This window comes from Listeria cornellensis FSL F6-0969 (assembly GCF_000525855.1).
GTDB classification, from domain to species: Bacteria; Bacillota; Bacilli; order Lactobacillales; family Listeriaceae; genus Listeria_A; species Listeria_A cornellensis.
On the sequence record NZ_AODE01000019.1, the window covers coordinates 222,317 to 235,408 of the forward strand.

The following is a 13,092-nucleotide window of genomic DNA, read 5'->3' on the forward strand; positions in this document are numbered from 1 at the left end:
GGCAAAACGGTGTGCCCTACTACTTTTTTATCTTGTGTACTCACTGGTTGAAGTATTAACTCGTTACCAGATAATCCCACTATCAAAATTTCTTTGACTGCTGTGTATATTCCATCTATTTTCATTTCGATTTGAACCATATCACCCTTGGCTAGTTTACTATTTTTATAAGTGAACATACCATTTTCGTCTGTTAAAATAACAGTTTTGGGCTGACCATTCACTCGCATACGAATCATTGTTTTAGGTAGTCGCGTCGTACCCGTTATTTTCCCGTTACCTTCATATTTGACCGTAATATCATCTTGTCCACTGATATCTGGAAATAAAATCTCATATTTCTTTAAATATTCTGTTTGATACGAAGGACTCAATGACTTAATCGCAAGAAGAAAATGTTTTTTATCCATAGAATCTTCTAAATCTGAGGCTTTAATTGTACCGTCATTTAATATTCTATCACCTTCTAAGTCGATACTTTCTATAAGCTTCTGTTCCACATCTTCTTTCAGAGACTGATTCTGCAATCCCCATTTCGTCATAACCCAGGTATTTATCTTCTTAGTAATATCAATACCAACATTAGTTGAACGAAGTCTGTTCTTAGTTTCAGCATGATAAATTTGGACACTATCTCCCACATCCATCGTGAATTCATCTTCACCTTTAATAGCATCCTTGCCCTCTATCTTTTTTTCATAACGTACTTCGCCTAATGAATTTTTCACAATAATCTCCGCATATAATTCGCCTGCATAGTAATTATGGGGATTAGTTAATAACAAAGAAAAAGTACCTTTTTTTCTCATTTAAATTCGTTGAAAACATGCCAAATGTGTAGCTTAACCCTACAAATTGGATCTTTTGATTCGTTAAATTACTTACATTAATTTTTTGAACTGTTATTGTGCTTTCATTCTGAGCCTCTTTAACATATACGTACGCTTTGTCTTGCGTAAATTGATAACTTTTCTCACCCGTTAGCATTACTGTATAAACACCATTTGGAACTTGTTCAAATGTTACGCTGTCTCTTTGGATGATTTGCTTTTGAACTACTTTATTTCCTTCTTTTAGTTGTAGTGTCATTCCTTTAAGCTCTTTGATATCTCCTGATTTCAGTGAAACGCTAAGTTCGCCTTTCAAGCCTAATTCAACAATCTCACTATTTGTAACCATTTCAAAGTTGGAGTTAATCAAGACGGTTGGATCAATTAAATCACGCGCTCGTTCTAACTCACTTTTAGGAACTACATCTACCAATGAAGCGACTGCTGGATAAGCCTTAGAACGATTTATTTCTGCTTGATTCCCAGTAAGCTTCAACCCTAATCTCTCTAAACTTGGCGTAAAATCTTGTTTGCTATTTTCACTATAATATTTATTCATCAAATCAGGTAGCTGATAATCTTTCTTATTGAAATTTGGTTGACTTGCCAACTTCCGATAACCTTGATACATTTTAGAAAATCCATCATTGCCTGCTTTTTGCTTTAGCATTGTTAGAATAATAAGTTGACTACGTAAGTCCAGCGTACTATAACTTCCATTTTCCTCTATCATTTTCGTATATAGATTTTTTTCGACTGCTACTTTTTTGCCGAAATTAAATAACCAGCCGAGTTTATCTGCATCTTTACCGTATTTTTCGTATTGATATTGAACAGCAAAAAGATTATTTGAGACTTCTCCAGTGTACATTCCCTGTCCATCAAAACCAGTTTGATAACCATGGGCGATTTCATGGAGGGTTCCCCAACCTAATTTCGTTACCCACATATCTATTGATTCATAACTGTTAGCTGTCCACCTATCATTATAGTAGGCTCCACCAGCTCCATTTTTGTCTGCTTTTAAGAAATAGCGATTTTCTCCATTTTGATTCGTTTTTGAGGAACCATCAAAACCAGCTATTTGATTAAATATAGAAAATAAGTCCTCATAATGTTCTATCAAGGCATCTATAGAAGTATAGTCTTTTAAATTACTGACTAGTTTTTTATCTTTTTTGGGAACTAAAAGTTGAAAGTCTTTACCTTGAATTAGTGCATATTCTCCATCTTGCGTATTCCAAGTATCAAAAAAAAGTTTCTTCGGCACTTTGATAAGTGTAGATTGGAAGAGGCTTAGATGATAAATCTCCCTCCACTTTATATTCTAACTTTGCGCCAGATGCTCCATATGGGGTATCTACAAAAGGAACTAGTGTCTCTGTTCCGCTGATAGACGTCCATTCTGTACCCACGCTTACCGTTTTTTCATTATTCTTATCATTTCCCAACAGTTGAACAGTCAGATTCGCCTTATAATCTGGGTTGGATTGTCGGACTTTCAACACTGTGTTAGCCTGTAAGATAAAACCTAAGTCCTGACGATCATGATATCGGCCTTTACTCATGCCTGATTTATAAACCCATGTTGGTTCTTCAATACTGAATATATCTTTTTCTTGCATTTCCTCTGCGCTTGTTTTGATTCCTTCGCCTACCAGCATTAGCAATACTAGCAGTAGTCCTAACATTAATTTTTTCATTAAATATTCCTCTCTATTCTATAATTATATAAGCGTCCCTTTTTTAATGACAAAAATTACAAAAATAACTAACTAATTCATTGTAACAAATTCATTATTATTTTTCTATACTATCACAAAGAAAAAAAAATTTTTTTTAAAAATTCGTCATTTTTTCGTCACAACTCTTTTATATAAGCCAAAAATTAACTTCACCCAGAAGCGTATACTTGCTCACATTTTAAAAAAAAAAAGAAAAAGAACTTCTCTTTCCTTAGTTTGATGCGTAATTAAAAAGTTATAAATTTAACATATTCACAAAAACATCTCCGTCTCGACTACTATTAACCCTTTTAATATTTTTGCTTCACTTTATTATTCAAAGTTACGGTATTTATAACGAAAGTTATCAAGCGTACTTCTTATGGCTATCAAAATTTTTCACGATTCCGCGCCAAAATACTTGCCCAGCACTTTATCGAAGATTTTGACATTTCTGTAGGCTAAAAAGAGGTACAAGCTAAGGATTCCCTAGCTCGTACCTCGATATTTCACCCCAACAATTGACACAGAGCCGAAATTTTAAAATAACTCATTCCAGAAACTACTTTGAGATACAAAAAAAACTTGCAAACCTGACGTAAACACCAGACTCACAAGTTTATTCATATTCTAATCGATTTCATATTCACGTACGTTCACATGAATATTAGGGTTGTAACAAGCCAAGATGGAACAACCCCAACAATGCGGCCGAGAGGACTTGAACTTCCACGGGTTTTACCCCACTAGGCCCTCAACCTGCTCTTTTTTGGAAATTAAGATACTGAGCTTATACCAATAGGTTTGGCTAAATGAGCTGAATTAGCAGTATAAGACTATATTAGATTGAGGGGGAGGTTTTGTCAACATTATTTAATAAACTTCTCGTTTGTTAATATTTTTTTGAATCAGTAATCATCAGTATCGTACACTTAATGTATTTTGAATCTCTAAAATCAAAAGCAAACAACTATCTAAGTAACCTGTTATGTCAGAAAATACTGTTACAACCCGATCTCCATGAGCTATTTGATTTCTTAAGTTTCTTAACGACTCTAGCTGCTGAAACGTAGCTACTAAATTAATTGTACACAAATTTTTTCAATTCGGTTTTAAATTTTCTACTATCATCAAACATTTTAATAGTCTCAGTAACCATTTTTTCAGAAGGATTTTTACTATTCTTCGTTATTAAAGCCTGTTCTAAATAGTTCAAGACAAATTGATTAGTAGTCCCATTCTTGAAGTGACAAAAAAAAGAGCATTTTTAAGCATTGTTCAATCGTTCCACAGGCTCTGATAATAAAATAATTTGTCAAATGACTACTTTGTTCCATTTTTTTATTATCAAACTTTTGTTCCAATAGCTCCTTGATAATAGTTTGAAGCGAATTCAAATCACTTAAATTTTCATACAATAGATCTTCAAATTCTGCATATATCATTGACTAACATCTCCATAAAGATATTTATATGCTAGTTCTATTCTACCTGTGATATGTGCTGTATTAGTCGTTCTCATTGTAATGTACTCTATATATTCAGTATCACTGACTAGTTTCTTTTTCCTCCTATCAAATTCTTCTCTATTATCCAACCAAGGAATTTCTATATTACTCTCAATTGCTCTTATAGTTGCAACCGCTATTGAATCAAAAACTGTAGGATGAAACCTCCCCATTGGGTGACCAACACTATTTAAATTTTCAAAGGAACTGGTGTTTATCTTTTCAAGGAGAGTCATAGTCTCTATAAACTGTCGTCTATATAGTTCTAATTTAGAACCATTTATATTATTTTTATTAGTATCCATAAATAAATTAAGTTCTTTTTTCAGAGAGATTGCTGTGGTTCCTTGAAAATTTTCATTGCTAAACATCAAAAATCTTAGAATATACTCCATGTCTTTCATTCTTGGCTCGTTATTAGCTTGCTTAAATAATATTCTCCATTCCTTTAAATTATTTAATTCAAATAATAAATTATTGATTTCATTATGGTAGACACAGTTCCTAATTTCCTGAGGTGATAACGATCTTCCACCTGTATTAATCCTTTCAAATATCTGATACATACTAGTATCATCGTATTCTGGTTTTTTTTTGTTCAAAGATAATAGAATGTATTGTTGTTCTCTTTATCCTTTTCTGCTCTGTCACTGACAATTGCAAAAATGTTTTATTTTTCCATTTTTTATTCACGTTGGTAGTTAATTTAAAAACTGAGTCATCTTTTGTAAAAATGCCGTTGATAAAATCATAAACAGTCATTATTCTTTGGTACCCATCAATAATTAAATAATTTTCCTCAATAGTTCTTGCCAAAAATATACTTGGAACCGGAAGGCCCAATAAAATAGATTCTACAAATCTACTAGCTTCTCTCTTATCCCAAACATAATTTCGTTGTAATTCTGGTTTTATTAACTCGTCCTCATCATACATATTCTTGAGCTCCCTAAACGATAAATCTGCTCCCCAAGAATTTATTGAAAATAACTCGTCATCCCCATAAATATCATCATTACTCTCATTTTCTTTAATTTCAATGCTTTTTTTCAATTTCGATAGTTTCGTCTGACGATTCGTTCACCATAATAATTTCCTCCTATAATGACAACTATAAATCACACTAGCATCACAACCAATATATGCCTATTTCCAATTCTCTAATTTAAATCATTTTCTAACTTCTAATAGTACAATTATCTTAGCTTTCAGCTTCTTAATGCTCTGATAAATAATGAAGCCAATACCCAAAACATAATTTATGCGTCAACTAATCAATTTCTTTCTATCTTATAGTTACTTTAAATACCAGATATTCACCTCTCTATTTTGCTAATGGGGTTATAAAATTGCTCCCAAGTTCTTAAACACCCCCAAATTTTTTTATTGCATCGAAGATTTCATTTCCAGCAACCGTTGATATGCCTCCTCCTTTTGAAGCACTTTATAGATTTCAATATCTCTTTCAATAGCTAATTCACTTTCACCTATCTCATTTTTATTCTTCACAATTGATTCAATGGATATTTTAGCGATTTCCGTCAATGGTTCTCCCAATGCTTTTTTGAAATTAAAACCTATTAATTGCAATATAGTTAAGGTTTCTTGAGAAATAAAAGCCTTCACAACATCCATTTGTTTTTTTATCTTCAGTTTTTCTTCCTTATTTTCTTGATTTTCTGTTACTAGTTCAATTAGAGGAATAAGGTTATCAGTAATATAATCAATATTTTCTTTTGTTAGCTGTTGCGCAACAAACTCTTGTTCATATGTTGTCGCCACGCCGATTAAATCATTTTTATCTTCAATAAGCGACTGGATAATCTGTTCTAGTTCAACAACTGCTTGCTTATCATTTTTCTTCCTTTTATGCTTCTAATCTGTTCGAAAACTACTTCTGCTGAATTTTTGACTGCGATTTCAGAAACAATCATACCTAATTTCAATATTTGATCATCCATATAAACTCCTCTTCTCTATTTGTTACTTTTACACTAATTGTAAACCACGTTTAACTTCCACTATTAGGTGTTTTAGCTAAGCAGCCTCTGAACTCTTTTCTACCTCTTTCCTTACACCTGCCTCCAAATAATCATAAAATGTTTCAAAATCCAAATAAGCAATCTGCTCAGTTTCAACTGCTGGATAACCCAATTCTATCAAAATATGCTTCTCATCTAGAGGTCTTGGTAATTGTGCCATATCATAATCGTCTAAGTCTGATTGAAAATAAACAAAGACTATCTCCTGTCCGTATCCCTCCCTCTTAGCAAAGTTTTTTAATGCATCTTCTAGATATCTCCCATTTATGAAATTAAAATAAGTACTTATTAATTCATCAATATTACCTTTATTCTCAATCACTTGGTATTCTCTGCTCATTTTAGTCCCCCAATCAACATACAACCAAGTAATTAAGATACCTTTTTAATTCCCAATATAGCTTTCTGCGATATCAATATCTTGTGTCATATCCAACTCTGGAAATTTTTTATCAAGTTTTCTCAAACAGTTGATAAATTGCTCACTTTGAAATCTCTCAGATACATCTTCAAAAATCTCACTGATATAATATAAATCCTTTTCTGTACTTTCTTCAAGATAATTTATCGTCTCCATCTCATTTTGAGATAATAGTTCTGTCATCTCGTTCCAACACTTCTCGATTCCAAAATCGTCATTTATGTTTAAGCTCTTTCTTTTCTCTAAAATTATTTCCATTTGTTTTTTTAATTTCATTTTTCTGCTCCTTATGATGCCTTCACTCCTGTGTATTATTTGGGTAAATCCAATCTTTGAGTTGGACTTTCAGAAACACCTTAAACTACCTTAATCTCTAAAAATTCCATACCTGTCAAACTTTTTTTTACTCACTTCATCTTTAAATATTTCTGATACGAATGTTGGAATCTCTTGCCTATTAGGTAATTTAAACATATTCTTATCTACTAATTTATCACCATAAACAGCATATTTTTGAATGGTATAAATGGTTCCTGCTTTCTTCGTAACTGTCTCAAAATATTCTGATTCGGGAAGACACAACGCATCAACTGTTTCAATTATATTAGTAACATAGTAATTATTGAGCTTTGTCTTAGTCGTTTTCTCTCTAATATTAACTGCAAAAAATTCTGCTTGAATTCCTAGATCTTCCATCACTTTTTTAAACTTACCAGAAACAACTAACCACCCCATATCATTAGCCAAATAATCCGTGGCTACCTCTCCTTCTGTTATATCATAATAAAATTCAAAGTTATCATCCCAGCCATCAAATTTTTTCCCCATTTTCAAGTCATATTGCTGAATACCATAATTATTTTCATAATGGCAAACAATATCATTCTCACCACTACTATCCATAAGCAATTTATAATATTTCAATGTTTGCTCCTCCTATTTTAAGTTCAACCAGTACTCTTTATAAAGCATATCTGGATTAACTCGAATCTTAAATTTCAATTCCTCGTATAACTCTAAGAATAGTTCTCTATCACCTTGTGCGATGGCATCATACGTATTCAGTTTATCTAGAACATACTCATGATACGCATTTGGATGCCTGCCCTGATGAGGTAATAATTCTTTATTCCAAGATTCATCTAAATCTAAGCCATATTTTTTAGTCACATTTTCCATTTGATGCGTGTAAGTCTTACTTTTATTTGTAGCGTAATGATGCATCTGCATAGGCTTACTTTTAGGTATCAGATTAGCTTCAGCATTTTGCAGAACAATCTTTTCCTTCGTTGCATATACGCTAAAATTAGAACTCTCTCGTGCTGCCTTGCTTTCCTCGATATTCCTCAACACAACGTTCTTATCAAACGACGCCATTCTAACTACCCCAGCTCGCGTTGTAAAGGCCTTAACACCGAAAGCGCTACTTGCCAATACTAACAGATCAAATGCTAATCTCGAGTCTGTCACGTGCTGTCCCGTCACCGCATCGATACCATATAGCACACGATATGAAGACCCCACCAAGAACAGTTCTCGGAAAGTTGATTCATTCTGCCAATAGATCATCTGCTCATTCACAAATCCAAGTGTAGCCGTCGTATTCAGGTGCCCATCATGCATCATAAATCCAGCACTATTCCCATTCGGAATCACAGGCGTCAAACCAATGTCCTCGATTTCCTTTATTTTATCATCAATTGCTTGCTGACTGGCGTATAATCTAGAAAGTTCTTTAAAATTAGTTGGATTTAATTTATCCACACCATACGTTCCTGTCGCTCTATCAAAACGAATATTTTTCTGAATATCCCGCAAAGCTTGCTTAATACAATGCGCTAATTCTCCTAACTCTCTGAAAAAATTAGCATGGCTCCGCTCAAAATCAAGATATTTAGCCAAAATCTCCTCTTTTTTATGTGCTTCAAATATCTGAGTCGCGAGATAATTCAGCTCGGATGCTTTTTGCGTGCCATTAATCGCGCTGATTTCTGCTGTTAAATTCTCCATCCGATTCTCAAAGCCATTGATTTTTTGGTCTAAATCATAAATACCATCCGCGTCAAGCCTTGCGTTATGGGAATGGTCTACTTGACTGTGAAAATCCTGAATATACTGCTGTAACACGTCCTCGCTTATTCTCAACGCTTGTTTAATCGATCCACATAACTGGATATACGCACCTGCATAATACTCCTTCGACGCCTGAATCGCTTCACCTGTTATCGATCATCATTTAAATAGTTCGTCACGGCTTGTTTGACAGCTTCAATTCGTGGCGTTATTTCTTGATTCGTTGCTCGGAGCTGGCTTCTGAAATGTGTTACCTCCGCAATGTCAATGCGCGTCATAGCAACAACTCCTTATGTATCCGTTTCTGCTCTTCCTCTAGCTGATAGACATTATTTTGTAGCCGTTTTTGCTCCTGCTGTAAAGCTTCTCGTGAGTCCTCCACCGTCCGCCGAAGTTGACGCCAATTCTGATGCGCTATATCTTCCGCTTCATGTGCCACACTTCTCCCGTGATTTCCTTGCCAAACTTCGTGAGCTTGCGCGACCAAATTCGATTTTTCTCGTTCCATATGAAATAATTCCGATTCCGCCGATTCTAACCGCACTTGTTTTTGCCGTATCGCATATAACGCATCTTCCTGTACTTCTTTTTCCCGCCTCATCTTTTGTAATTTCTGATGTAACGCCTCCATTTTTTGATCCATCCTAGCGCACCTCCAAATGTAGCTTCTGCCCAACTTCTCTATCTTTTTGTGCATAAGCCTCTCCAATTTGTTTGATACGCTTAGCATCCTCTTGCACAACGCTTTCAAAAGTCTCCACGCCATCCAATAACGACAGCAAACACTCCCGATATTGCGACATGGAATTACTTTGCGTATACGACATATTCCCATTCTTCATAGGATGGTACGCCATTCCCTGCACACTAGAACTCAAATCAGCCGCATGTTTCATCATGGTATCTCTGTTTACACTAATCTTGACCATAGTTATATCTCTCCTTCTCTGTACGATGTCAAAAATCAAGCTTCTTCTATTATACCTAATTTTATGGAAGCTGTCAGGTAAATTTTGATAAAACATGTCAACCTTATTGCAATCAATTAATTTCCGCTCTTTCAAAGGCTCCTTTAAAATACAAAAAACTTGCAAACCTGGCGTAAGAACCAGACTCGCAAGCTTATTCATATACTCTAATCGATTTCATATTCACATACGTTCACATGAATATTGGGGTTGTAACAAGCCAAGATGGAACAACCCCAACAATGCGGCCGAGAGGACTTGAACCTCCACGGGTTTTACCCCACTAGGCCCTCAATTTAACAAACGCTTCGTTATTTCACAATACACTACGTTATAATCCTTCATAAAATCAGCGTTTCCAGAGAAAAACTCACATACATACGTTCCCATACGTTAGCATTCGTTAGCTTGTTCAGCCCCATTTCAGCCCCACTTTTTTATTTATCCAACTCTTGTTGCACTTCGTTGATAACTTCATTTACTGGTTCATTAGCATCAGATTCTACCAACTCTGTTTCGTCGGTATTAACAGGTACTTTCCCGAAGGTAACACCTGCTGTTGTATACATGCCTTCGTCTATCGGCTTCAAATACAACACGTACTCCTTGCCCTGTTTCATATTTTCATAATCGTTTATTGTATAAGTAGTTTTACTTTTTTTTATCATAGAATTCAGTTTCCGAAATATCAATAGTGTTACCCGCTGAAATTGACTCATCAGCTTCACTATTTTTTATCACTTTGGATATTTTAAAAGAAGACTTCGTATAACCTCCTGCAGGCTCTTCTGATATCTCTGAATCTAAAACGATATTTTCGTCTTCACTTACTTTTTTCCCTTTTACGATGATTCCAACCTGTTCCTTCATCTCTTTTGCAGATGCGTAGCCATCTGTTTTGCCATCCCAACTAACTTTTTTATCCTCTACAGACGGTTTCCCGCTAGCTTTTTGTTCCTCTACAAATGGATTCCCGAATATCAAGAATAGCGCAAGTCCAAGCACTGCTAAAGATGATATCGCAATAATTCCCTTTTTCATCCTGTCATCTCCTCGCTATCAATTATTTTTTAGCTATTCCTGCTTTGTCGTCGCCTAGGACCCAATCCTTATTATTGAAGCCGTAGCGTCTCATTAAAGAATTGTTATCATTTTTCGACTGCGTATGATCGAGACCCAAAGCATGGCCTACTTCATGGGCAGCAGTTTCTTTCCGTTGCATGTTTGTAAGCTCTACTCTCCACTTTTTATAAAAGGTTATGTTTCCGCTCCCTCTATGTACCGCATAAGTATCGCCATAATATTTATCGATGTATTGCATTTTTACATCTGCGCCGCCTATAACTGATACCTCTTTTGTGAATTGGATTTCAGGTGTAGGGTTCCAAGCCAACGGGCCTCGCAAAACGTGTTCTCGAGCATTCGAATACTTTTTGAAAGCTGGATCAACCCAGTAATACGCGGCTTTAGGATGACTCAACTTGTTACTCTTTAGTACGTAAGCTTGCGCACCAGTTGTACCCGCAAACACTAGCGAAAAACCTAGTAAAAAAGCGGTAATAATTTTGAACTTTTGCATCTTTAAATTTCCTTCTTTCTGTATAATTTATAGTACATATAGATTATATCACAAAATTTTCAGATATGTAAACCCTTTCTTACAACGTAAAAGAAAACAGCATCTGTAAAAACTCATAGATGCTGTTTTCTTTTACGTTCCAGACGAAATTTTTTTTATTATGAGGGTAGCCAAATATACCACCACAAGAATCATGAAGAAGCTGTATAACGTGGCTAACCAATGAATCGAGACACCAGTGTTGCCTTTAAAAGCGGCATCAATAAACCCGCTTTTGTTCCCGTTGTCACTACTCACTGTTAGCCAATGCACAGGCCCACCAAATTCATACAGGTAGCTGGCACCTTTAGCTCCATCGGCTATTGCAAGTGCAGATGGGAAAATGAAGAGCGTTACTGGCATCAATACACATGTTAGAAACAAGACGTTGATAAATTTCTGAATTTTTTCCATAGGAATCTCCCTTAAGTTCTATTTTCTTAATGCTACCATAAAAATCAAAATAAAACCACGATCCATAGCGTTTTTATGTAAACAACCTCACCACAGCCTACAGGTGGTGAGGTTGCCAATTTTGTTTTTCTTTAGGTGTTTATTATCATTCGGCAAGTAGCCAACAATTCCGGATTTGGAGCACTTTAGCCAGTCCCTAACAATAACGATAACGTTTACTGTTTCACCCTTTTTTTTCATTCGGAAGGAGCTTTGCCACCCCAACGCGGATCCGCACGAGTCAGAACGTCCTTGACAGCGTATTGTAGGGCATATTCGGATTCTTAGTGTATCAACGTCTACAGCAGCAGAGAACCAACCTTTCTTACCTTGGAACTCAATAGTACTTAATAGTCGTTTCCCTTACATTTCTAATCCTTCTTGATCGCATAAATTCCTCTAATACAAAATCATCATCAGGCACAATCGTTTGATAAACGATTGCCTTCTCTTCTATACTTAATCGATTACTTCTTCTCATAAAAAAATGACCTCCCCACTAGACTTACCCACTAGGTCAGAGACTCATTTAGCCTATCAAAAAAGCTTGCGGTCGTGGCGGAATTGACATACGCGCAGGACTCACAAACTTATTGATATTACAGTATTCTTAATCCAAAATGATGCGGCCGAGAGGACTTGAACCTCCACGGGTTTTACCCCACTAGGCCCTCAATTATGCGTGCCGCTAAGTATTTCACATTGCATGAGAGCATAAGGGTTCATATAGAGGCATTTCCATATTTCATTTCACAAGTGAAAAGTATACAAAAGTGTATAAGGGTATGTGGTTCTGCCCCTTTTCTGCCCCACACTACAATTGATAAAAAGCGACTAGCTAGCACTGTAGTCGCTTTTTATTTGTCTCATGTTTGGGATGAGTACAGAATAAGTATACCAGATTTTATTAGTGGAGCAAAGTTCTACCTTAATAAGCCGTCGTACTTCCTCAGTGAAACCAGTTGTCCACTTGAGGTCCCTATCAGTTATTCAAATGCTCCATGCCAAATCTCTCGCTATTATATTTCTTTTCACTCGTTTTTGCGGCTCTCTCACCATTTGTATAGACTATCCACTGACCATCTTTCTTATTGATGACCAGTGTATCGACATGTTTCTCATCACTACTGAAAAAAACAGTAATTCTGTAAATCTTCGTTTTCAATAATTTTATTAGCTTCTAAAATGTTCATAATCTAAAAACCATTTGGATATTTTTTTTAGCAATCTATTTAATGACTCTACTCTTGAAATAAAATTAGTTAACGCCTCTTCTTCTGAAGAAAATACTTTGATTCCTGATGGTGTTCCACGCTCTGATGTTGCAAAAACCTCATATACATTTTCACTCTCATTAATCCCGACGTAGTTTGGTTCATTTCTGGAATTATCAAACCATATATAATTTGATAAATTATTATTATCTAAAATTCTTTTAGCTTCTTCTCGCGTCAT

The 13,092-nt window shown here is 35.2% G+C and carries 17 protein-coding genes and 1 pseudogene; all 18 read right to left on the bottom strand.

The features are described 5' to 3' along the window. Positions 1-332: 332 nt before the first annotated feature. Positions 333-2,533: pseudogene (locus tag PCORN_RS18380) on the bottom strand (putative mucin/carbohydrate-binding domain-containing protein); the annotation flags it as partial. A 1,247-nt stretch (positions 2,534-3,780) separates the two neighbouring features. Next, positions 3,781-3,999, bottom strand: coding sequence for a hypothetical protein (locus PCORN_RS08985; protein ID WP_036079511.1), 219 nt, complete (start codon positions 3,997-3,999; stop codon positions 3,781-3,783). Continuing rightward, positions 3,996-4,628: a hypothetical protein gene (locus PCORN_RS19805; RefSeq protein WP_206537435.1), complete on the bottom strand. Its 633-nt coding sequence runs from the start codon at positions 4,626-4,628 to the stop codon at positions 3,996-3,998. Before PCORN_RS19805 ends, PCORN_RS08985 begins: the two co-directional genes overlap by 4 nt. A 7-nt stretch (positions 4,629-4,635) precedes the next feature. Beyond that, entirely contained in the window at positions 4,636-5,115 is a 480-nt protein-coding gene (locus PCORN_RS19810; protein ID WP_206537436.1) for a DUF262 domain-containing protein, read from the bottom strand. Positions 5,116-5,445: 330 nt separating this feature from the next. Next, complete coding sequence (locus tag PCORN_RS08995; RefSeq protein ID WP_036079513.1) at positions 5,446-5,844, bottom strand: hypothetical protein; 399 nt, start codon at positions 5,842-5,844, stop codon at positions 5,446-5,448. 47 nt (positions 5,845-5,891) lie between these two features. Further along, a complete protein-coding gene (locus tag PCORN_RS20805; protein WP_277620178.1) occupies positions 5,892-6,023 on the bottom strand; it encodes a hypothetical protein in 132 nt (43 codons plus the stop codon). Between the two features lie 76 nt (positions 6,024-6,099). Further along, positions 6,100-6,444: a hypothetical protein gene (locus PCORN_RS09000; RefSeq protein ID WP_051999342.1), complete on the bottom strand. Its 345-nt coding sequence runs from the start codon at positions 6,442-6,444 to the stop codon at positions 6,100-6,102. Between the two features lie 45 nt (positions 6,445-6,489). After that, on the bottom strand, positions 6,490-6,801 hold the full coding sequence (locus tag PCORN_RS09005) for a hypothetical protein (RefSeq protein WP_036079515.1): 312 nt from the start codon (positions 6,799-6,801) through the stop codon (positions 6,490-6,492). 90 nt (positions 6,802-6,891) lie between these two features. Beyond that, entirely contained in the window at positions 6,892-7,449 is a 558-nt protein-coding gene (locus PCORN_RS09010; RefSeq protein ID WP_051999343.1) for an imm11 family protein, read from the bottom strand. Positions 7,450-7,461: 12 nt separating this feature from the next. Beyond that, positions 7,462-8,751, bottom strand: coding sequence for a T7SS effector LXG polymorphic toxin (locus PCORN_RS19815; protein ID WP_338151768.1), 1,290 nt, complete (start codon positions 8,749-8,751; stop codon positions 7,462-7,464). Next, the gene (locus PCORN_RS20810; protein ID WP_277620179.1) at positions 8,748-8,876 is read right to left on the bottom strand and encodes a hypothetical protein; all 129 of its coding nucleotides are present in this window, start codon (positions 8,874-8,876) and stop codon (positions 8,748-8,750) included. Before PCORN_RS20810 ends, PCORN_RS19815 begins: the two co-directional genes overlap by 4 nt. Continuing rightward, on the bottom strand, positions 8,873-9,241 hold the full coding sequence (locus PCORN_RS09025; protein WP_036079517.1) for a hypothetical protein: 369 nt from the start codon (positions 9,239-9,241) through the stop codon (positions 8,873-8,875). The genes PCORN_RS20810 and PCORN_RS09025 overlap by 4 nt, the downstream gene beginning before the upstream one ends. A gap of 1 nt (position 9,242) precedes the next feature. Continuing rightward, the gene (locus PCORN_RS09030) at positions 9,243-9,527 is read right to left on the bottom strand and encodes a DUF3130 family protein (RefSeq protein WP_036079519.1); all 285 of its coding nucleotides are present in this window, start codon (positions 9,525-9,527) and stop codon (positions 9,243-9,245) included. A 476-nt stretch (positions 9,528-10,003) separates the two neighbouring features. Next, positions 10,004-10,234 carry a hypothetical protein gene (locus tag PCORN_RS17270; protein WP_051999344.1) on the bottom strand — a complete coding sequence of 77 codons (231 nt, stop codon included), beginning with the start codon at positions 10,232-10,234 and terminating at the stop codon, positions 10,004-10,006. Continuing rightward, positions 10,218-10,607 (bottom strand): hypothetical protein, encoded by a 390-nt coding sequence (locus PCORN_RS09035; protein WP_051999345.1) that lies wholly within the window; start codon positions 10,605-10,607, stop codon positions 10,218-10,220. The genes PCORN_RS17270 and PCORN_RS09035 overlap by 17 nt, the downstream gene beginning before the upstream one ends. A 22-nt stretch (positions 10,608-10,629) precedes the next feature. After that, a complete protein-coding gene (locus PCORN_RS09040) occupies positions 10,630-11,145 on the bottom strand; it encodes a matrixin family metalloprotease (RefSeq protein WP_036079521.1) in 516 nt (171 codons plus the stop codon). A gap of 132 nt (positions 11,146-11,277) precedes the next feature. Continuing rightward, entirely contained in the window at positions 11,278-11,598 is a 321-nt protein-coding gene (locus PCORN_RS09045; RefSeq protein WP_036079523.1) for a hypothetical protein, read from the bottom strand. A gap of 1,212 nt (positions 11,599-12,810) precedes the next feature. Further along, on the bottom strand, positions 12,811-13,092 hold the full coding sequence (locus tag PCORN_RS09055; protein ID WP_036079528.1) for an Imm59 family immunity protein: 282 nt from the start codon (positions 13,090-13,092) through the stop codon (positions 12,811-12,813).